General features: G+C 68.8%; 24 protein-coding genes. 15 read left to right on the plus strand and 9 right to left on the minus strand.

From position 1 onward, the window contains the following. The first annotated feature begins 80 nt into the window (after positions 1-80). The 11 genes from map (at position 81) to truA (ending at position 7,148) form a co-directional block, all read left to right on the plus strand. Positions 81-890, plus strand: a complete 810-nt coding sequence (map, locus tag ID574_RS22515) for a type I methionyl aminopeptidase (RefSeq protein WP_188190939.1) — start codon at positions 81-83, stop codon at positions 888-890. Positions 891-904: 14 nt separating this feature from the next. Next, positions 905-1,330: a DUF1707 SHOCT-like domain-containing protein gene (locus ID574_RS22520; RefSeq protein WP_188190940.1), complete on the plus strand. Its 426-nt coding sequence runs from the start codon at positions 905-907 to the stop codon at positions 1,328-1,330. Positions 1,331-1,435: 105 nt separating this feature from the next. After that, the gene (locus ID574_RS22525; protein ID WP_188190941.1) at positions 1,436-1,849 is read left to right on the plus strand and encodes a hypothetical protein; all 414 of its coding nucleotides are present in this window, start codon (positions 1,436-1,438) and stop codon (positions 1,847-1,849) included. 265 nt (positions 1,850-2,114) lie between these two features. Continuing rightward, positions 2,115-2,336, plus strand: a complete 222-nt coding sequence (gene infA, locus ID574_RS22530; RefSeq protein ID WP_012887858.1) for a translation initiation factor IF-1 — start codon at positions 2,115-2,117, stop codon at positions 2,334-2,336. A gap of 24 nt (positions 2,337-2,360) precedes the next feature. After that, entirely contained in the window at positions 2,361-2,474 is a 114-nt protein-coding gene (rpmJ, locus tag ID574_RS22535) for a 50S ribosomal protein L36 (RefSeq protein WP_003956441.1), read from the plus strand. A gap of 211 nt (positions 2,475-2,685) precedes the next feature. Next, positions 2,686-3,066 carry a 30S ribosomal protein S13 gene (rpsM, locus tag ID574_RS22540; protein ID WP_188190942.1) on the plus strand — a complete coding sequence of 127 codons (381 nt, stop codon included), beginning with the start codon at positions 2,686-2,688 and terminating at the stop codon, positions 3,064-3,066. A 45-nt stretch (positions 3,067-3,111) separates the two neighbouring features. Continuing rightward, positions 3,112-3,516, plus strand: coding sequence for a 30S ribosomal protein S11 (rpsK, locus tag ID574_RS22545; protein ID WP_020542285.1), 405 nt, complete (start codon positions 3,112-3,114; stop codon positions 3,514-3,516). Positions 3,517-3,536: 20 nt separating this feature from the next. Beyond that, on the plus strand, positions 3,537-4,163 hold the full coding sequence (gene rpsD / locus ID574_RS22550) for a 30S ribosomal protein S4 (protein ID WP_188190943.1): 627 nt from the start codon (positions 3,537-3,539) through the stop codon (positions 4,161-4,163). Between the two features lie 101 nt (positions 4,164-4,264). Then, positions 4,265-5,281, plus strand: coding sequence for a DNA-directed RNA polymerase subunit alpha (locus tag ID574_RS22555; RefSeq protein ID WP_103960866.1), 1,017 nt, complete (start codon positions 4,265-4,267; stop codon positions 5,279-5,281). Between the two features lie 324 nt (positions 5,282-5,605). Next, positions 5,606-6,175 carry a 50S ribosomal protein L17 gene (rplQ, locus tag ID574_RS22560; protein ID WP_188190944.1) on the plus strand — a complete coding sequence of 190 codons (570 nt, stop codon included), beginning with the start codon at positions 5,606-5,608 and terminating at the stop codon, positions 6,173-6,175. A 64-nt stretch (positions 6,176-6,239) separates the two neighbouring features. Beyond that, positions 6,240-7,148, plus strand: coding sequence for a tRNA pseudouridine(38-40) synthase TruA (truA, locus tag ID574_RS22565; protein ID WP_188190945.1), 909 nt, complete (start codon positions 6,240-6,242; stop codon positions 7,146-7,148). On the opposite strand, the gene ID574_RS22570 is transcribed toward truA, so the two are convergent. The 3 genes from ID574_RS22570 to ID574_RS22580 all read right to left on the minus strand — a co-directional run bounded on the left by ID574_RS22570 (position 7,113) and on the right by ID574_RS22580 (position 11,356). Then, positions 7,113-9,695: a hypothetical protein gene (locus ID574_RS22570; RefSeq protein WP_188190946.1), complete on the minus strand. Its 2,583-nt coding sequence runs from the start codon at positions 9,693-9,695 to the stop codon at positions 7,113-7,115. The two genes, truA and ID574_RS22570, sit on opposite strands and share 36 nt — an antisense overlap. Positions 9,696-9,784: 89 nt before the next feature. Next, on the minus strand, positions 9,785-10,642 hold the full coding sequence (locus ID574_RS22575; protein WP_188190947.1) for a hypothetical protein: 858 nt from the start codon (positions 10,640-10,642) through the stop codon (positions 9,785-9,787). Positions 10,643-10,666: 24 nt separating this feature from the next. Further along, positions 10,667-11,356, minus strand: coding sequence for a CAP domain-containing protein (locus ID574_RS22580; protein ID WP_188190948.1), 690 nt, complete (start codon positions 11,354-11,356; stop codon positions 10,667-10,669). Between the two features lie 386 nt (positions 11,357-11,742). Here ID574_RS22580 and rplM point away from each other — a divergent pair, with 386 nt between their 5' ends. The 3 genes from rplM to glmM are packed head-to-tail and all read left to right on the plus strand — an operon-like array spanning position 11,743 to position 14,083. Next, complete coding sequence (rplM, locus tag ID574_RS22585; protein ID WP_043623506.1) at positions 11,743-12,186, plus strand: 50S ribosomal protein L13; 444 nt, start codon at positions 11,743-11,745, stop codon at positions 12,184-12,186. A gap of 26 nt (positions 12,187-12,212) precedes the next feature. Then, entirely contained in the window at positions 12,213-12,734 is a 522-nt protein-coding gene (gene rpsI, locus ID574_RS22590; protein WP_188190949.1) for a 30S ribosomal protein S9, read from the plus strand. A gap of 2 nt (positions 12,735-12,736) precedes the next feature. Next, a complete protein-coding gene (glmM, locus tag ID574_RS22595) occupies positions 12,737-14,083 on the plus strand; it encodes a phosphoglucosamine mutase (RefSeq protein WP_188190950.1) in 1,347 nt (448 codons plus the stop codon). Positions 14,084-14,182: 99 nt separating this feature from the next. Here the strand turns inward: glmM and ID574_RS22600 are convergent, their stop codons facing one another. From ID574_RS22600 to ID574_RS22620, 5 genes are read right to left on the minus strand one after another with little or no spacing between them, the layout of a single operon-like run. Further along, positions 14,183-14,899, minus strand: a complete 717-nt coding sequence (locus ID574_RS22600; RefSeq protein ID WP_223166970.1) for an ABC transporter permease — start codon at positions 14,897-14,899, stop codon at positions 14,183-14,185. Then, the gene (locus ID574_RS22605; protein WP_188190951.1) at positions 14,899-15,813 is read right to left on the minus strand and encodes an ABC transporter ATP-binding protein; all 915 of its coding nucleotides are present in this window, start codon (positions 15,811-15,813) and stop codon (positions 14,899-14,901) included. Before ID574_RS22605 ends, ID574_RS22600 begins: the two co-directional genes overlap by 1 nt. Continuing rightward, entirely contained in the window at positions 15,810-16,670 is an 861-nt protein-coding gene (locus ID574_RS22610) for an ABC transporter permease (RefSeq protein ID WP_188190952.1), read from the minus strand. The genes ID574_RS22605 and ID574_RS22610 overlap by 4 nt, the downstream gene beginning before the upstream one ends. Next, entirely contained in the window at positions 16,663-17,571 is a 909-nt protein-coding gene (locus tag ID574_RS22615; RefSeq protein WP_188190953.1) for an ABC transporter ATP-binding protein, read from the minus strand. Before ID574_RS22615 ends, ID574_RS22610 begins: the two co-directional genes overlap by 8 nt. A gap of 40 nt (positions 17,572-17,611) precedes the next feature. After that, on the minus strand, positions 17,612-18,538 hold the full coding sequence (locus ID574_RS22620; protein ID WP_188190954.1) for a DUF389 domain-containing protein: 927 nt from the start codon (positions 18,536-18,538) through the stop codon (positions 17,612-17,614). Positions 18,539-18,601: 63 nt separating this feature from the next. Here ID574_RS22620 and ID574_RS61675 point away from each other — a divergent pair, with 63 nt between their 5' ends. Beyond that, on the plus strand, positions 18,602-18,736 hold the full coding sequence (locus tag ID574_RS61675; RefSeq protein WP_262496037.1) for a hypothetical protein: 135 nt from the start codon (positions 18,602-18,604) through the stop codon (positions 18,734-18,736). Here the strand turns inward: ID574_RS61675 and coaA are convergent. Then, a complete protein-coding gene (gene coaA / locus ID574_RS22625; RefSeq protein WP_188191405.1) occupies positions 18,708-19,610 on the minus strand; it encodes a type I pantothenate kinase in 903 nt (300 codons plus the stop codon). The two genes, ID574_RS61675 and coaA, sit on opposite strands and share 29 nt — an antisense overlap. Between the last annotated feature and the right edge of the window lie 102 nt (positions 19,611-19,712).

Consider the following 19,712-nt stretch of genomic DNA (forward strand, 5'->3'; position numbering starts at 1 on the left):
CGGGATTTCCGTGCCACCTCGCGGCTATTGTGGGGGAATTGGGCCCCCAGGCGGCCCGTTGAGACCCCGGGGGGTAAAGCATGTTCAAGAGGAACCGACACGGAATCCAGATCAAGTCGCCCGAGCAGCTCGAGAAGATGCGGGCGGCGGGGCTGGTCGTCGGGCGCACGCTCGACCTGCTGAAGCGCTCGGTCCAGCCCGGCATGACGCCGCTCGACCTCGACTCCATCGCCGAGAAGGCGATCAGGGAGGAGGGCGCGATCCCGTCGTTCAAGGGCTACCAGGGCTTTCCCGCGACGATCTGCGCGTCCGTGAACGACGAGGTGGTGCACGGCATCCCGACCGACGCCCGCAAGCTCCGCGAGGGCGACATCATCTCGATCGACTGCGGCGCCATCCTGGACGGCTGGCACGGCGACTCGGCCGTCACGGTTCCGGTGGGCGAGGTGGACCCCAAGCTGACCGAGCTGATGCGGGTCACCGAGGAGGCCATGTGGCGCGGCATCGCCGCGCTGCGGCCGGGCCGGCACCTGTCCGACATCGGCTTCGAAATCGAGCGGTACGTCAAGTCGCAGGGCCGCTTCGGCATCCCTCCCGAGTACGGCGGCCACGGCATCGGCACCGAGATGCACATGGACCCGTGGATCGCCAACCACGGCCGGCCGGGGCGCGGGCCGGTGCTGGAGGAGGGCATGTGCCTGGCCATCGAGCCCATGGTCAACCTGGGCACGGAGCGCACGCGGGTGCTCTCCGACGACTGGACCGTCGTGACGATCGACGGCAAGGCCTCCGCGCACTTCGAACACAGCGTCGCCGTGACACATAATGGTCCTTGGGTGCTGACCGCCCTTGACGGGGGCAAGGAGCGCCTGGCTCAGCCGCGGAACTAGCCGGGAGTGGTGGGATGGCCAACAGCCCCGAGATGCGTGCCTCCGACGCCGACCGCGATCGCGTGGCCGCCGTCCTCCGCGAGCACACAGCGCAGGGCCGCATCACGATGGACGAGTTCAACGAGCGGCTGGAGCAGCTCTACAAGAGCAAGACCTACGGTGAGCTGGCCAAGCTGACGGCCGATCTGCCCGACGTCGACCTGCGCAACCGTCCCGCGAAGAAGACGCAGGTGCCGGCCAAGCAGCAGGGCATGCACTCGGGCATGCGGGCCGCGTGGGGCGCCTGGGCCACGGCCAGCGGCATCAACTGGGTGATCTGGCTGATCGTGAGCATCACGTCGGGCGGCATGGTCTATCCCTGGCCGTTATGGGTCATGGGGCCGTGGGGCGCGATTCTGCTGATGAGCACCATTTTCGGGAGTAACCAGCCGAAGAAGTAGGGCAATTTGTGCACTAGTGCACTGTGTGCATTCGTGCGCAGAGCGGATACGACCCGATTCCTACCGTGAGCTGTGTCGGGAACACGACTCACGGAGGAAAGTCAAATGCGTAAGGTCCTCGCAGCAACCGCTCTCGCCGGCTCGATCGCCCTGACCGGCCTCGCCGTCGCCCCCGCCGCCCAGGCGGCCACCGCGACCCAGACCGCCGCCTCGTCGGCGACCTCGGTGAACAACTGGGGTAAGTACTACTCCAGCAACAAGAAGGCCTACACCTACGGGAAGACCTGGAAGAAGAACGGCAAGGTCTACACCCACTGGTACGGCAAGGAGTTCACGCCGAAGAAGGGCTACGTCTGGTTCTCCTACGAGTTCCACAACGGTGGCAAGGGCAAGCACTTCTACGGCTGGAACGGCTCCCACAACCACACGTGGAGCATGAAGGGCATCAAGAAGCTCTACACCTACACCTGCTGGGGCGGCAAGTCCTCCTTCTGCGGCTCGAAGCACCGCATCTACTAGATCCCCGCCCCTGGAAGGCCCGCCGGGTTTCTCTCCCCCGGCGGGCCTTCCGCTGCGCGTGGGGTACACTGTTACGTGGTTGTGTCAGGACACCTGGCACGCGTTTCGCGTTTTTGGCTCAGGTGTCGTACACTCCTTAGTCGGCTCACTATGACTATCACGCGTCGGCGATCCTCGCTGATCGCCGCTCTCTCCGAAGCGTGAAGGTCGCGGCTGCGTAGTGAACCGGAGCCTCAGACGACCGATCAGTGAAACGCGAGGAATTTTGGCCAAGAAAGACGGCGCCATCGAGATCGAGGGCACTGTGGTGGAGTCGCTCCCGAACGCGATGTTCCGGGTGCAGCTCGACAACGGCCATAAGGTCCTGGCCCACATCAGCGGACGGATGCGGATGCACTACATCCGGATTCTTCCTGACGACCGGGTAGTCGTTGAACTGAGCCCCTACGACCTCAGTCGTGGGCGGATCGTCTACCGATACAAGTAAGAACGTCTGAGGACACAAAGGACAATGAAGGTAAAGCCGAGCGTCAAGAAGATCTGCGACAAGTGCAAGGTGATCCGCCGGCACGGTCGCGTCATGGTGATCTGCGACAACCTGCGCCACAAGCAGCGCCAGGGCTAGTCGCCGCAAGGCTTCTCCGAGTCCGCCCCGCACAGGGAGCGGGCTCGACGCATGAGGAGCCTGGAACAACGCAATAGCGTTTCACACCTGAGCAGGCGGGTTCCGAACCGCTCAGGAGACCCCCGGTCGGAGGCCGGGGCCCTCACCCCGGGCATTGGGGAGGGGTAGTGAGGCGCAAGACCTCCGCCACAAAGAAGGAGAATGCCCGACCATGGCTCGCCTGGTTGGCGTCGACCTCCCCCGCGACAAGCGGCTGGAGATCGCTCTCACCTACATTTACGGAATCGGCCGCACCCGCGCCAAGGAGATCCTCGAGGCCACTGGCGTCAGCGGCGACCTCCGGGTCCACCAGCTCTCCGACACCGAGCTCGTCCCGATGCGTGACTACATCGAGGCGAACTTCAAGATCGAGGGTGACCTGCGCCGCGAGGTCCAGGCCGACATCCGCCGCAAGATCGAGATCGGTTGCTACCAGGGCATCCGGCACCGCAAGGGCCTGCCCGTGCACGGTCAGCGCACGCAGACCAACGCGCGCACCCGCAAGGGCAAGAAGAAGACCGTCGCCGGCAAGAAGAAGCCCGGTAAGAAGTAGTCCACGCAGCCGCGGGACCGAAGACCTCAGGAGTAATGGCAAGCAATGCCTCCTAAGAGCCGTCAGGGCGCCCCGAAGAAGGTGCGCCGCAAGGAGAAGAAGAACGTCGCTCACGGGCACGCCCACATCAAGAGCACGTTCAACAACACGATCGTCTCGATCACGGACCCCAACGGGAACGTGATCTCCTGGGCCAGCGCCGGCCACGTGGGTTTCAAGGGCTCCCGTAAGTCCACCCCGTTCGCCGCCCAGATGGCCGCGGAGAACGCCGCCCGCCGGGCCATGGAGCACGGCATGCGCAAGGTCGACGTCTTCGTCAAGGGTCCCGGCTCCGGCCGTGAGACCGCGATCCGCTCGCTGCAGGCCACCGGCCTCGAGGTGGGCTCGATCCAGGACGTCACCCCGGTTCCGCACAACGGCTGCCGTCCGCCGAAGCGCCGCCGCGTCTGAGTTTCAGGAGAGATTGAGAAATGGCTCGTTACACGGGCGCGGACTGCAAGCTCTGCCGTCGTGAGAAGACCAAGCTCTTCCTCAAGGGCAGCAAGTGCGAGTCCGCCAAGTGCCCCATCGAGATCCGTCCTTACCCGCCGGGTGAGCACGGCCGCGGACGTCCGAAGGAGTCCGAGTACCAGCTTCAGCTTCGTGAGAAGCAGAAGACCCGCCGCATCTACGGCGTCCTCGAGAAGCAGTTCCGCAACTACTACGAGGAGGCCGCGGGCAAGAGCGGCAAGTCGGGTGAGGTGCTGCTCCAGATCCTGGAGAGCCGTCTCGACAACGTGATCTACCGCGCCGGCTTCGCCCAGTCGCGTGACGCCGCCCGCCAGCAGGTGCGCCACGGCCACATCCTGGTGAACGGCAAGAAGGTCGACATCCCGTCGTACCGCGTGCGCGAGCACGACATCATCGAGGTCCGCGAGAACAAGCGCAACCTCATGCCGTACGAGGTCGCCCGGGCGACCGCGGGCGAGCGCACCGTTCCCGCGTGGCTCGGCGTCGTGCCGGACAAGCTCCGCGTCCTGGTTCACCAGCTGCCGGTTCGCCAGCAGATCGACACCCAGGTGCAGGAGCAGCTCATCGTCGAGTACTACTCCAAGTAGTCACTCGCTGGTCCGGGTGCGGAATGCCGTACCCGGACTAGGCTGTTTATCGGAGTGGCGTCATATAGCGGGCGCCACACGAAAAAGGGGAGAACCCGCACATGCTGATCGCTCAGCGCCCGACTCTTCTCGAAGAGTCGATCGACGACACCCGGTCCCGATTCGTCATCGAGCCGCTGGAGCCGGGCTTCGGCTACACCATCGGCAACTCGCTGCGGCGCACGCTGCTGTCGTCCATTCCGGGCGCGGCCGTGACCAGCATCCGCATCGAGGGCGTGCTGCACGAGTTCTCGACCGTTCCCGGGGTCAAGGAAGACGTCACCGACATCATCCTCAACCTCAAGGAGCTGGTCGTCTCCTCCGAGCACGACGAGCCGGTCGTGATGTACCTGCGCAAGCAGGGCCCGGGTGAGGTCACCGCCGCCGACATCGCGCCGCCGGCCGGTGTCGAGGTGCACAACCCCGAGCTGCGCATCGCCACGCTCAACGGCAAGGCGAAGCTGGAGATGGAGCTGACCGTCGAGCGCGGTCGCGGCTACGTCTCCGCCGCTCAGAACAAGCAGCCGGGTCAGGAGATCGGCCGCATCCCGATCGACTCGATCTACTCCCCGGTGCTCAAGGTCACCTACAAGGTCGAGGCGACCCGAGTCGAGCAGCGCACCGACTTCGACCGCCTCATCCTCGATGTCGAGACCAAGCCCGCGATGAAGCCCCGCGACGCGGTGGCCTCCGCCGGCAAGACCCTCGTCGAGCTCTTCGGCCTGGCCCGCGAGCTCAACGTCGAGGCCGAGGGCATCGACATCGGCCCGTCGCCGACCGACGCCGCTCTGGCCGCCGACCTGGCGCTGCCTATCGAGGAGCTGAACCTCACCGTTCGCTCCTACAACTGCCTCAAGCGCGAGGGCATCCACACCGTGGGCGAGCTCGTCGCCCGCAGCGAGCAGGACCTGCTGGACATCCGGAACTTCGGCGCCAAGTCGATCGAAGAGGTCAAGCAGAAGCTGCACGAGATGTCGCTGGCGCTCAAGGACTCCCCGCCCGGGTTCGACCCGAGCGCGGTGGCCGGTGGCGGTTACGACGACGACGACAGCGCTTACGTCGAGACCGAGCAGTACTGATAACTTCCCGCGGCTCGTCCCCGCACCTCTCGGAGGGCTGAGGTCTTTGGAGAGGGTGGGAAGCAGGCGGTCCCGCTTCCTCGCCACTTGAAGGGCGCAGGTCCTTTGAGGCGGTGAGGGAACGGTCACGCTTCCGCGCCGCTCGGAGGGCCGAGGTCCTTCGACGGGAGCGGGGCGGGCCTGCTCCTGCGCCTCCTGGAGGGCTGGTGTCCTTCTGGGGTGTGGGGCGTGCGGGTGAACGTAACGGTGTCGCGCCATCGCGGCACCGGCCCGACTCCGGTACCTGGTACGGCCGGGGCGGGTTAATCCACAAGGAGAGATGAAATGCCCAAGCCCACCAAGGGTGCACGTCTTGGCGGCAGCCCGGCGCACGAGCGGCTGATCCTGGCCAACCTGGCCACCGATCTGTTCCGCCACGGCAAGCTCCGCACCACGGTCGCGAAGGCCAAGCGCCTGCGCCCGCTGGCCGAGCGCCTGATCACCAAGGCGAAGAAGGGCGACATCCACAACCGTCGCCAGGTCCTGACCGTCGTCAGGGACAAGGGCGTCGTGCACCACCTCTTCACCGAGATCGCGACGACGTTCGCCGAGCGTCCCGGTGGCTACACCCGCATCACCAAGGTCGGTCCGCGCAAGGGCGACAACGCCCCCATGGCGGTCATCGAGCTGGTGACCGAGCCGCTGAACGCCGTCACCACCCGCCGCACCGAGGCTCCGGCCGCCGCCGCGGCGCCGGCTCCGGCCGCGGAGGAGACGCCGAAGGCCGCCGAGGAAACCGAGGCCGCCAAGGCTGAGGAGACCGAAGAGCCCAAGGCCGAGGCCGCCGAGGCTCCGGAGGCCGCCGCCGAGGAGGCTCCGGCCGCCGAGGCCGAGGCGAAGAAGGACGAGGCCTGATCTAGCAGGCACCGGGCCCGGACCCCTTGTGGGGGTTCGGGCCTTTTCGGTTAGGAGGATCATCGTGGTACGGCTCCGCCTCGACCTCGCGTACGACGGGACCGACTTCTCCGGATGGGCGAGGCAGCCCGGACTGCGTACCGTCCAGGGCGAGATCGAGCAGGCGCTCGGCCGGATCCTGCGTCTCGGCGAACCCGCCATGTTGACCGTGGCCGGCCGTACCGACGCCGGGGTGCACGCGCGCGGTCAGGTCGCCCACGTGGACGTGCCCGATGGGTCGCTGGCCGAGCTGGACGGGAACAGGGAGCCACAGGGCGTGGATGAGCGGCTCTCTGCGCTCGTGCGGCGGCTGGCCGGGGTATTGGCCCCGGACGTACGGATTTATCGCGTCTCGGTGGCTCCTGAGGGCTTTGACGCACGATTCTCGGCGCTGTTCCGGCGGTACGCGTACCGCGTGAGCGACGCGGCGGGCGGCGCCGACCCGCTGCGGCGGAACGAGGTGGTCTGGCACAACCGGCCACTGGACCTCGGCGCGCTCAACACGGCGGCGGCGCGGCTGATCGGCGAGCACGACTTCGCGGCCTTCTGCAAGAAGCGCGAAGGGGCCACCACGATCAGGGAACTGCAGCGGCTCGACTGGACGCGCGAGCCGGACGGGGTGCTGGTGGCGACCGTCGTGGCCGACGCGTTCTGTCACTCGATGGTGCGGGCGCTGGTGGGCTCGCTGCTGGCGGCGGGCGACGGGCGGCGGCCGGTGGAGTGGCCCGGGGAGGTGCTGGTCCGGGCCGTACGCGACTCCGGGGTGCACGTGGCGCCCGCACACGGGCTGTGCCTGGAGGAGGTCGGCTACCCGCCGGACGCCGAACTCGCCGCGCGCGCCGAGGCGACGCGACGAGTCCGCACGGCGTCTGATCGCCGAGCTGCGGATCCATCGCAGTCACCCGTTGGTGACGCGGCGCTCCAAAACCAGTGAGGTCTGGTCGCGGAAGGCGCTGCTCACCTTGGGCAGCGTCTTCTCCTTGGTCTCCGGGGTGTGGCCGTCGGCGTGGGTGGCGTAGCTGAAGACGATGTACCGGCCCCACACCAGGCCGGCCGCGTAGCCGCCGGCGATGTGCACACGCTCGCCCCCCGATCCGTCAGGGCCGGGGAGGGGGCGGAACCACACGTTCTTGTCGAGGTTCTTCGCCTGGTCGGCGGCCTCGGCCGCCTCCTTGGTCGGCAGCACGGCGATGCCCGTGGTGACGGCGTAGCGGCGCTTGCTGTCGACGTACGTGGCCCGCAGGACGCGGCTGCACTTCTGCTCTTTCAGCGCCTCGGCGAAGGCGCCCGTGGCGGCCTTGTCGCAGGTCGTCTCCATGTCGGCCTTGACCCTGGTGAACGTCGTGCCCGCCGCGCTGACCTTCTTCTTCGGGAACGCCTCCGACAGGGAGAGCTTTTGTGGATCGGTCTGCTCGGAGTTGAGCACGGACGCGCCGGGCACGTCGGTCGGCGTCGCCTCCGGCTCTTCGGTGGGTTGTGCGGACGGGGTGCTACTCCCGCCGCGGGCGGCCGTCGTGGTGGCCGAGGGGTTGGTCACCGCCTGGTAGGCGAAGAAGCCTCCCGTGGCCACGCCGGCCAGGGCCAGCGCGCCGAGCGTCACCAGGAGGGCGCGCTTGCTCTTGCCCGGTGGCGGAGGTGGCGGCGGGGTCTGGAACGGCGGCTGTTTGAACGCTCCAGGAGGGAACGCCGGGCCGCTGCCCTGGGGCGGGGTGGGAAGGTCGAGTGCGGTCGACGGCCTCTGGCCCCAGGATTCCCTGGCGAACGGCAGGTCCGGCAGCTTCTGACTGCCGGCCGGGGGGAGGGGCGGCCAGACGGGTACGTCGCCGGGCTCCGGGGGGCGGATGGGCGCCGGGGTGGGACCGTTCGGGTCGTACAGGGGGGTCGGGTGGGTGGGGGGCTGGTCGCGTTTGGCGGCCTTCGGGTCGAAGTAGTGGGCCGGTTGCTTGGTCTGCTGGAGCGGCTTCGGGCCCGGGTGGGCGGTTTCCTCATGGGAGATGGGACGGGTGTCCTCGCGCTCCTGCGCGACGGGGGCTGAGAGAGGGACCGTTGTCCGCTGCTGGGTGGCGTCCTGCGAGGCGCCCTCGGCGGCCGGGTGGCCCTCGTCGGGCGCGCCCTCCTGCGGTGTGTCTTGGGCGGCCAGGCTGCTTTCCTCCGGCTCGCCTTCGTGCGCGGCGCTTGCGGGTGCCGCATCTTCCCGGGCGGCGCTTGCGGGTGCGGTGGCTTGGCGCGCGGTGGCTTCGCGTGTGGCGGCTTCCTGCGCGGCGGCGCTCGGCCCTTCGATGGCTTCGCGTGCGGTGGCTTCGCGTGCGGTGGCTTGGGTCGGCGTGTCTTCCTGTGGCGTGGCGGGCTCTGGCCAGGTGATTCCCGAACGGGCGGCAGCCGGATCGGGGGCGCTCGCCTGGGCGGCCTCTCGTCTTGCGGCCTCCGGGTCGAAGTAGTGGGCCGGCCGGGTGATGCCCTCCGGCTCGGTGGCGTTCGGGTCGAAAGCGGGCGTGTCCGGCTCGTCGGGCTCGGCCACCAACTCGCCCGTGGCGGCGGGCCACGGTGGCATGGCGTGCGGGTCCGAGACGGGGCCCGGCCACACCGGCATGCCCGCCGCCGCCGCGGTGAACGCGGGCGGCGGGTCCCACGGCGGCGCACCGGGCACCACCGGCTCCACCGGCCACGGCGGCAGCTCGTCAACCGGCTCTGCCTGCGCCCGGTCGGCCGGCGTCTCGGCGGCCTGGCCCTGAGCGGCCCACGGGTTCTCGGCGGCACCCGGCGCCTGGGGCGCCCATGGGGTATCGGTGCGCGGGGCTTGCTCGGCGCGGAGCTCGCGGGTCTGCCCGTGGTCCGGTTGGGGTGGGTCGGCTTGTCCGAGGCCCGGGTGTGGTCGGGTGGCCGGTCCCTGGTCCAGTGGCGACCGGTCGGCTTGCCAGTGGCCTGGTTGTGGGTGGTCGGCCGCCTCCGGGCCGATCTCCTCCTGGCCGGCCCAGGAAGGGCCCGTTGTGGGGCCTTCGGCGGGAACGGAGCCCAAAGGAGCGCGTACGGCGGGCCAGGGGCCTGAAGAGGCGGGGGCGGTGCCCGAGGCGGTCGGCTCGGCGACCGCGGAGTCCGCCGGTGGGCGTTCGGCCGGTGCGAAGCCCGTAGGCCCGGTCGGTGAGGCGTTCAGCGGGCGGCGGTTGGCGCGCGGGAGTGGCGCCGGCCTCGCCAGGGTGGGGTCTGTGTCGGCATGGTCGGCGAACCAGTCGTACGGGGCCGCGTCGTCGCCCGGCACCTCCCAGGGCTGCGCGTCATCCGGCTTCGGCAGCCCGGGAGGCGGTCCCTTGAGCACGGGAACGACGGATCGCGTCTCGCCGTTGTCGGCCTCCTCGGCGGGAGCGAACGGCGGTGGGGCGTCTCGCCCGTCGGTCCGGCCGAAGCTCGGCGGTGGCGTCGCAGGACGGGCCGAGTCGTCGGCCTCCCTGCGATCGTGCTCAGACCCGGGTTCCTGACCACGCATAGGGCGAGCCTAGCGAGAGTAGCGAGATCGTTATGTCGGTATGGGTGTTCCCAGCAGCATCGGGGATCCCGTTTGGGGTGTTAAGGCGCTTACGTCAACGCGCTGCCGGTCAACGTCCTGTTGTCCAGGGCCTTGAACACGGTGGCCTTGGTGATGTCGTCGATGGCCTGGGCGAACCGCTTGGAGCCTTTGCTGTCGGGCTTGGTGCCGTCCTTGTTCTGGAACCAGACCATGATCGCGTAATGGCCGTGCGTCCAGATCTTGGCGCCCCCGCTGCCCGAGCCGATGAACTTGGTGACACTGTCCTTACCCGTCAGCGGCTTCACGTAGTTCTTCGTGTCGCCGCTCTTGGCCACAGCGCTCGCGGTCTTGCTGGTCGTGAGGTTGGCCACGCCGATCGTGCCGATCACCTTGCCCGCCTTGTCGCGGAAGCTGGCGCGGACGAGCTGGGCGCACTTGCCGGACTTGAGTGCCTTCTGCAGCTTGTCACCCAGGGCGCCGTCGGTGCACTTCTTGTCCTTGCTGGTGATCGTCATCTCGTAGGCGCGGCCGGAGACCGTGAACTTCTTCTTATTGCCGAAGATCTCTTTGACCGAGATGGGGTCGGGGTCCGTGGTGCGGTCGGCCGCGAAGCCGTACTTGCCGGGCGGCACCGACGGCAGCGGGGCCGACGTGCGGCGGCTGGCCGCCGTCTCGACCGTGCTGGGGCCGTCGGCGTTCCACATCAGCGCGAGGCCGCCGCCGAGCAGCCCGAGCAGCGCCACACCGCCGATCGCGAACCACAGTGGCGCGCGTGAGCGCGGCCCCTCGTCGTAAGGACTCCAGCCGATCCTGCTGCTGTTGCTGCCGCTCTGTGGCGCCTTCTCGGGGTCGTCGGCGGCGCGTTGCCTGCGGGAGCGGCGGGGCCCGCTCTCCGTGCCGTTTTCACGTTCCTCGGGAGAAGCCATGCGGCGACATTACCTTGAAGTGCGTCATTGGGTTCCGAAGTCCTGGGTCCACCACGGTCCGTTGGGGCCGGAGGCGACGCCGACGCCGATGGCCTTCAGCCGGCAGTCCAGGATGTTCTTGCGGTGGTCGCGGCTGTCGAGCCAGCCGCGCACCGCCTCTTCGGGGGTGCTGTAGCCGGCGCCGATGTTCTCGGCCGCGCCGTAGCGGTATCCGGCGCGCTCCATGCGGTCCCACGGGGAGGCGCCGTCGGGGGAGTTGTGCGTGAGCGCCCCCATCCTGGCCATCTCCAGCGAGTGTGTACGCGCCGAGCGCATGAGCCCCCCGTCGACCCTGAGCGGTCCGCAGCCGTGCCTGGCCCGGGCGGAGTTTGTGAGCGCTACCACTTTCGACGCCATGCCGGGGATCACCGAGACGGACGGCTCCGCGCCGGTGGAGAGCTGGCCGGGGTCGTCCTGGGCGTCGAAGCCGGGGATCTGGCCGTCCGGCCTCTTGGTCGTGGGCTTCGGCGTCGCCTTGCCGCTCGGCGCCTTCCTGGTGGTGACCTCTCTCGGGATGCTCTCCAGTTGCTGCAGCGCCTTCTTCCCCGTGGTGGGCGCGGGGTTGGCGGTGGCGGCGGCGGGCGGGGCGGTGCCGTTGAGGTAGATGTGGGCGTTCGGCTGCGGGTCGTCGGTCATGCGGCCGATCAGAACGCCGGTGAACAGGACAGCCGCCATGAGGCAGGTCAACACACCCAGATGACTCCGGCGCCGAGCGCCCCGCTGGGTTGGCCGGGTGTGAGAGTTCTGCCACATACCGCAGTCAACGATAGAGATGTCTGGTACTGGGAAAGAAGAGATCCCAGGGAAACGAAATCGAACCGTTCTGCGGTCGGGTAGACTCGCACGAGGTTACCGGTCTTTTGACCTGCACGCCCAAGGGTGGGTAACCTATTCGTTCGTTGTGTGCATAGGTCCAGCGAGACCAATGCGCGGCGCGTCCGGCGTCATCTCCCGTGTTGAGGAGACGGAAGGTCCGGGCTGCCGTGTGCCCGCACCGACCGACCAATGTAGCTGTCGCATCCGACAGCGCCGAAGACGCGAGCATAAAGAAGGCTACGACCGTGCGCACGTACTCACCGAAGCCCGCCGACGTCCAGCGTCAGTGGTACGTCATCGACGCGACCGATGTCGTGCTGGGCCGGCTGGCCAGCCACGTCGCGACCCTGCTCCGCGGCAAGCACAAGCCGATCTTCGCCAACCACGTCGACACCGGTGACTTCGTCATCGTCATCAACGCGGACAAGATCGCGCTGAGCGGCAACAAGCTTGAGCAGAAGAAGGCTTACCGCCACTCGGGCTACCCGGGCGGTCTGCGTTCCGTCAGCTACGGCGAGCTCATGGAGAAGCGGCCGGAGAAGGCCGTCGAGAAGGCCGTCAAGGGCATGCTGCCGAAGAACTCCCTTGGCCGGAAGATGGCCAAGAAGCTCAAGGTCTACGCGGGTTCCGAGCACCCGCACCAGGCCCAGCAGCCGGTGCCGTTCCAGATCACCCAGATCGCCCAGTAGTAGTTCGAAAGAGTTAGAGGAGAACCGTGGCTGAGCCCACCGGTGTCGAGACGGCCGTCGAGCCCGAGCTGGAGGAATTCTCCGGCGAGGACTTCCCGTCTGAATACACCACCGAGTCCGCCGCCAGCGCCGACGCGCCCGTGCGCAAGCCCGTCACCACGGGCAACTCGTACGGCACCGGCCGCCGCAAGGAGGCGATCGCCCGCGTGCGCATCGTCCCCGGCACCGGCAAGTGGACGATCAACGGTCGTTCGCTGGACGTCTACTTCCCGAACAAGGTCCACCAGCAGATCGTCAACGAGCCCTTCGTGGTGCTCGGCGCCGAGGAGGCGTTCGACGTCATCGCGCGCATCGACGGCGGCGGCGTGACCGGCCAGGCCGGTGCGCTGCGCATGGGCCTGTCCCGCGCGCTGGCGATCCTGGACGTCGAGGTCAACCGCCCGCCGCTGAAGAAGGCCGGCTTCCTCACCCGTGACGCCCGCGCCACGGAGCGGAAGAAGTACGGCCTCAAGAAGGCCCGTAAGGCTCCGCAGTACAGCAAGCGCTAGCGTTGGCGCGCCTATTCGGCACCGACGGGGTACGCGGGGTCGCCGGGCGCGACCTCACGGCCGAGCTCGCCATGGATCTGGCGGTGGCTGCGGCCCACGTCCTCGGCGATGCAGGCGCGTTCGCCGCCACCGGGCGCCGTCCGGTGGCGGTCGTGGGCCGGGATCCGCGCGCCTCGGGGGAGTTCCTCGAGGCCGCCGTGGTCGCCGGCCTCGCGGCGTCCGGAGTGGATGTGCTGCGCCTCGGCGTGCTGCCCACCCCGGCCGTCGCCCACCTCACGGCCGCGCTCGGCGCCGACCTCGGCGTCATGTTGTCGGCGTCGCACAACCCGGCGCCGGACAACGGCATCAAGTTCCTGGCCAGGGGCGGCTTCAAGCTGTCCGACGCGGTCGAGGACGAGATCGAGCGGCGGCTCGGCGAGGACTGGAGCTTTCCCGTCGGCTCGGGCGTGGGCCGGGTGCGTGACGCGTACGGCGAGGCCGACCGCTACATCTCGCACGTGCTCACCACGATGAACGCCGCGCTCGACGGGCTCAACGTGGTGGTCGACTGCGCCCACGGCGCCGCCCACATGGTGGCTCCGGAGGCGCTGGTGCGCGCGGGCGCACGGGTTGAGGCCATCGGCGCCCGGCCCGACGGCCTCAACATCAACGCCCAGCACGGCTCCACCTACCTGGACAAGCTCCAGCAGGTGGTCATCTCGCGCGGCGCCGACCTCGGCGTGGCCTATGACGGTGACGCCGACCGCTGCCTGGCGGTCGACCACACGGGCGCGATCGTGGACGGCGACCGCATCATGGCGATCCTGGCCGGCGCCATGCACAGTGAGGGGCTGCTGGCCAAGGACACCGTGGTCGCGACCGTGATGTCCAACCTGGGCTTCAAGCTGGCCATGCGCGAGGCGGGCATCACCGTGGTGGAGACCGCGGTGGGCGACCGCTATGTGCTGGAACGCATGAAGTCCGACGGGTTCAACCTGGGCGGCGAGCAGTCGGGCCACGTCATCATGCTGGACCACGCCACCACGGGCGACGGCCTGCTCACCTCGCTCCACCTGATGGGCGTGGTGGCCAAGGCCGGGGTGCCGCTGAAGGAGCTGGCCTCGGTGATGACGCCGCTGCCGCAAATCCTGATCAACGTCAAGGGCGTGGACAAGGGCAAGGCCTCCGTGCCCGAGCTCGTCGCCGCCGTGGCCGAGGCCGAGGCGGAGCTGGGCGAGACGGGCCGGGTGCTGATCCGGCCGAGCGGGACCGAGCCGATGATCCGCGTCATGGTGGAGGCCGCGTCGGAGGAGCACGCCACCCAGGTGGCGGGCCGCCTCGCGGACGTGGTCCGCAAGGCCTGCGTCTGAATCCTGCGGGGTCGCCCCTGCCGGCTGCGTCCGAAGAGCCTGCGGGGGTCGCCCCCGCCGGCTGCCTGTGAAGCCCGCGGGGGTTCGTCCCCCGCGGGCTCATTCGTCTCCTGTGAGCGAGAAGACCCGCAGCCGCTGACCGGCCCAGACGACGCCGGCGACGGTGACGAGCAGCAGCGCCGGCACGGCGAAGCCCAGCGTGACGTCCGACTTGAGGAACGACGAGTCCGACACCTGGTCGGCGATCGAGCCGGCCCAGTGCTGGATCGAGTACTGGCGTGCCCCCGGGATGAAGCCGCCCACGACGCTCTCCCAGACCAGGGCGTAGATGATGCCGATCGTGACGGCATGCCGGGTGACGACGCCCAGCAGGAGGAAGACTGCGGCGTAGGCGATGCCGCCCACCAGGGCGCCCAGCGCGAAGCCTGCGGCGATTCCGTCCTCGTTGCCGGCCAGGAGCCAGGCCGCGAAATACGTCGGCACGGCCCCGAAAACGGCCAGCAGCGAGGCCGCCACCAGGAATTTCGTCTGGATGATCGTCGGCCGGGAGATCGGCTTGGACATGAGGTGGATGATCGTGCCGTCGTCGATCTCCGGGGCGATGACGCCCGTGCCGGCGATCACGCCGAGCAGGGGCAGCATGGTGCCGATGGCGAACTTCTGCATCAGCTGCACGGCCATGAATTGATCGTTTCCGGCGACCACGCGAAACAGCACGGCCAGGCCCAGCAGGGCCAAGGGCAGCAGCAGGAGCAGGATGATCCGGCGACGCCCCAGCAGGGCGCGATAGGTGATGCCGGCGACCACTGTGTTCATCAGGTGCTCCTGTTGATCAGGTAGGAGAACACGCTCTCCAGGTCCTCGTCCGCCGGGGAGATCTCGTGCAGGCGTACGCCCTCCGCCTGGGCCACCCGGGGGAGGAGCCGGGCGAAGCGGCGGAACTCGGTGGCCTGGACCTCCAGGCCGTCGGGACGCAGGGTGATGCCGCCGGCGGACTGGTCGCGGATGAGTGCGGCGGCGAGCTTCCTGTCATCGCTCGACCGGATCATGAACAGGTGGGGCCGGTCGGTCATCAGGCGCCTGATCTCGCGGAAGTTGCCCGACGCCGCGTGCCGCCCCGCCACCAGCACCTCGATGTGCTGGGCGACCCGCTCGACCTCCTCCAGGATGTGGGAGCTGAACAGGATCGTCTTGCCGGCCGTGCCCATGTTCCGGATCAGGTCCATGAGGTGCAGGCGCTGGCGCGGGTCCATGCCGTTGAACGGCTCGTCCAGCAGCAGCACCGGCGGGTCGTGGACGAGCGCGGCGGCCACCTTGACGCGCTGGCGCATGCCTTTCGAGTACGTCTCCACGCGCCGGTCCTTCGGCTCCTCCATCTCGACCGTGGCGAGGGCCTTGCGGGCGGCCTCGACGGGGTCGGGCAGGCCGTGGAGGCGGGCGGCCGACAGGACGAACTGCCAGCCGGTCAGGAAGCCGTACACGCCCTCCCGCTCAGGGACCAGGCCGATGTTCCGATAGATGTGGTGGTTCTTCCAGACGCGGGTGCCGTCCAGCGTGACCGTGCCGCCCGAGGGGGCCAGGAAGCCGGCCATCATGTGCAGGAGTGTCGACTTGCCGGCGCCGTTGGGGCCGAGCAGGCCGGTGACGCCGGGGCCGATCGTCATCGTCACGTCGTTGACGGCCACCACGTTGCCGTACCAGCGGGACACCTGTGAGAGCTCGATCTTCATCGCGCGGCCGCCTTCCGGTAGCGCAGGGCCAGGGCGGCCAGGCCGATGCCGATCAGCACGACCAGGATCAGCGCCGAGGCGGGGCCGCTGGGGTAGGAGCCGCCGTCGATGGCGTGCGGCGGCGTGCCGAACAGCCAGGACTGGACGGAGTCGACCAGCCAGAACGGGTTCAGCAGCCAGGCCCAGTCGGCTTCGGACCTGTAGCCCGATTCGTAGAGCACGCTGAAGACCAGCGGCACCGACGCGGACGACAGCAGGTAGACGACGATCACCGAGGCCACGCCGAGCCCGCGCCGCGGCGTGAACGAGGCCAGCGCCAGGCCGTACACCGACAGCAGCACCGCCAGCACCAGAGCCATGAGCACGGAGCCGACGTACTCGCCGGTGGCCGGCGGGCCGGGCATGTCGACCACCAGCTCGCCGACGTACATCAGCGTGAGCGGCACGGCGACCAGCAGGAACAGCGCTATGACCATCGAGGCCACCTTGGCGGTGACGTATTCGCCGACGGAGACCGGACGCGACAGGTACAGCGGCAGCACGCGGTAGCGCAGGTCGGGCGCCACGACGGTGGGCGACTGCGAGGCCAGGAAGATCGCCACCACGGCCTGCATGATGACCGCGAACCCGCTGTACGGGAGGATGCGCTGCTGGGCCAGGGCCATCGTGGCGATGGCGACCACGGCCGGCAGGAGCATGATGACGAACAGCGCGAACGGCATGATCTTGCTGCGGGCCGGGCGGCCGAGGCCGAAGACGCCGCGCAGGCTGTGCAGGGTCAGCGCCCTGGTCGCGTAGCCGCGCCCCAGCCGGGGCCCGTCGTAGTGGCGGTATCCGATGTCGTAGATCTCAGACACCTGCGACCTCCTCCCTGAAGACGTCCTCGATGCGGTGACGTCCCTGCTCCATGCGGATCAGGCAGAGGTCGAGGTCGACGGCGGCGTCCCGGATCACGTCGAACGTCTCCGGGCCCAGCACCTTGACCACCAGCAGGCGGCCCTGCTGCGAGACCGTCTGCCCGGCCTCCGCCAGCCTGTCGGCCAGCGGCTCCAGGCCGTCCTCGACCTCGACCGTGACCGTCTGCGTGGCCTGCGTGAACTCGTCGATGGCCGAGGAGCGCAGCAGCCGCCCGGCGTCGATGACGATCACGTGGTCGCAGATGCGCTCCAGCTCGCCCAGCAGGTGGGAGGTGACCAGCACGCTGATGCCGAACTCGGTGCCGATGCGCCTGATCAGCGCCAGCATCTCGTCGCGGCCACGCGGGTCGAGCCCGTTGGTGGGCTCGTCGAGGAAGATCAGTTTGGGATCGTGGACCAGGGCCTGGGCCAGCTTGACCCGCTGCTTCATGCCGGTGGAGTAGCCCCCGATGGGCCGGTAGCGCTCTTCGGCCAGGCCGACGTGGCGCAGCACGTCGGCGGCGCGTTCGCGGGCCGCGGTGCGCGGCAGCCCGGACATTTTGGCGAGGTGGACGACCAATTCGGTGGCGGAGACGTCGGGAGGCAGGCATTCGTGCTCCGGCATGTAGCCGACGAGCCTGCGGATCTCGGCGCCCTGGGTGGTCGCGTCCAGATCGAGCACGCGCGCCGCGCCGCCGGTGGGCGGGAGCAGGCCGAGCAGGATCTTGATCAGCGTCGACTTGCCCGCGCCGTTCGCCCCGACCAGCCCGGTGACTCCGGGGCCGACGGCGACCGTGAGCTGGTCGACCGCGGTGACGGTGGGGAAGCGTTTGGTCAGCCCCTCGGTGGCGAGGATGTGCATGTGCCGGACCCTACCTGTGCGGTCAGGGCCGTGGCGTCGGTCATAGGGATGAACGCCGTCCTACTTGAGGCCAGAATTTTCGCTGGACCACGAGGGTCGCGGTGCCCGAGATGATCATGCCGAGGATGTTGACCCCGAGCTGCCCGACCGAGAACGCGACCTCTCCCCAGTGACCCAGCGCCAGCGCGACGGCCACGTAGCCGGCCGCGGGCACGGTGGTGACCGAGATGAAGACGCCGACCAGGGCCGACGACTTGCCTGCCGTGATCGACAGCACCCCGGCCGCGCCGGCCAGCAGGGCCACGATGAACGACCACTTGTCCGGCTTGACGATGAACTGCACTTCCGCGTTCGTGAGCAGGTTCGTGTCGCCGATCCAGTCGAGCCCGTTGGACACGAGCGCGCAGGCGAAGGTGATCGCGATGGCCACCGCGAAGCCGACGGCCAGCGTCCTGAGCGAGGTCGCGATGAGGCCCCACCTGCGTTGCAGCAGGCCGAAGCAGATGGCCGCGACCGCGCCGAACTCCGGCCCGAGCACCATCGCGCCGACGATCAGGATGGGCGAGTTCTGCAGGATGCCGATGCCCGCGATCTGCGTGGCGATGGCCAGGAACGCCAGGTACGCCCAGGTGATGCGGGAGTCCGCGGACACCCGCTGCGCCAGCTCCTCCCAGATCACCGCGTCGTCGGGGTCGCCCGGCGCCTCCTCGATCGCGTCGGTGGCGACCTTGGAGAGGGAGAGATCGACCTGCTCGGCGGCGATGGAGCCTTCGTCCTTCAGCCAGTCGAGCCGGGCGATCACCTCGTTGGCCGCCTCCCTGGCCGCGTCGCAGAGGATCACGTCGCCCTTCGGCTCGCGACCCGCGCCGGCCAGGACGACGATGTTGGTGACGCCGGGGCAGTCTTCCAACACCGCCGTCACCTCGTCGGTGCGCGCGGCCGGGCTGATCAGTCGGAGATGTAGCACTGACTCATTGTCGTCGATCGAACGTTGACGGTGTTTTGATACGCGGACACGAGATTGGCTCACATGACCCGGTTCAGGTGCCACGAGCACGGCGAGGAGTGCTGGTTCGCCGACATCGACGACCAGGGGTGTGAGGGCAGGTTCGCGCGTTACCTGTTCGAGGAGGCGTTCAGGTCCGGCGAAGCCGTACCCGCCTGACGGAGTGGTCGGCGCCCTTCTGGAGGACGAGGTCGGCACGGCCCCTCGTGGGGGCGATGTTCTCGATCAGGTTGCGCTCGTTGATGTCGCGCCAGACGTTGACCGCGAAGGCGGTGGCCTCCTCGTACGACAGCTCCGCGATGTGCCGGAAGTACGACTTCGGGTCCTCGAAGGCGGTGCGGCGGAGCTTGTGGAAGCGCTCGACGTACCAGGTGCGGATGTCCTCGACCTTGGCGTCGACGTAGATGGAGAAGTCGAAATAGTCGTTGACCGCGAGAGAGGTGGGCGGGGCGGGCTGGAGGACGTTGAGGCCCTCGATGATCAGGATGTCAGGACTTCTCACTGTTTGGACCGCGCCGGGGACGATGTCGTACTCGAGGTGGCTGTACACCGGCGCCTTCGTCTCCGCCGCGCCTGCCTTGACCTCCGCCACGAATCTGACCAGCGCCCGCCGGTCGTAACTCTCCGGGAAGCCCTTGCGATGCATGATCCCCTTGGCCTCCAGCACCGCGTTCGGGTAGAGGAAGCTGTCCGTGGTGATCAGCTCCACGTGCGGGTGCTCGGGCCAGCGGGCCAGCAGCGTGTGCAGCAGCCGCGCCGTCGTCGACTTGCCCACCGCCACGCTTCCCGCGATGCCCAGGATGTACGGGACACGCCGCTCGGGATGCCCGAGAAACGCGCTCAGGACGCTGCTGCGCTGCTTGGATCCGGTGAAGTGCAGATTGAGCAGCCGGGTCAGCGGGAGGTAGATGTCGGTGACCTCGATCAGGTCGATCGGGTCGTCGACGCCGCGGAGGTCTTCCAGCTCGTCTGCGGTGAGAGTCAAGGGCGTGTTCTTGCGGAGTTCGCTCCACTGCTCCCTGCTCAGTTCCACGTAGCCGTTGTTCACCTAGGCAGCGTAGCGATGGCGGAGAAATCGGCTCCTCGCGGGGTGTGTCCACAGCCTGTGGATAAAGACGTGGGATTACCGAGACTC

The organism is Nonomuraea sp. SYSU D8015, assembly GCF_008065375.1.
GTDB lineage: Bacteria > Actinomycetota > Actinomycetes > Streptosporangiales > Streptosporangiaceae > Nonomuraea.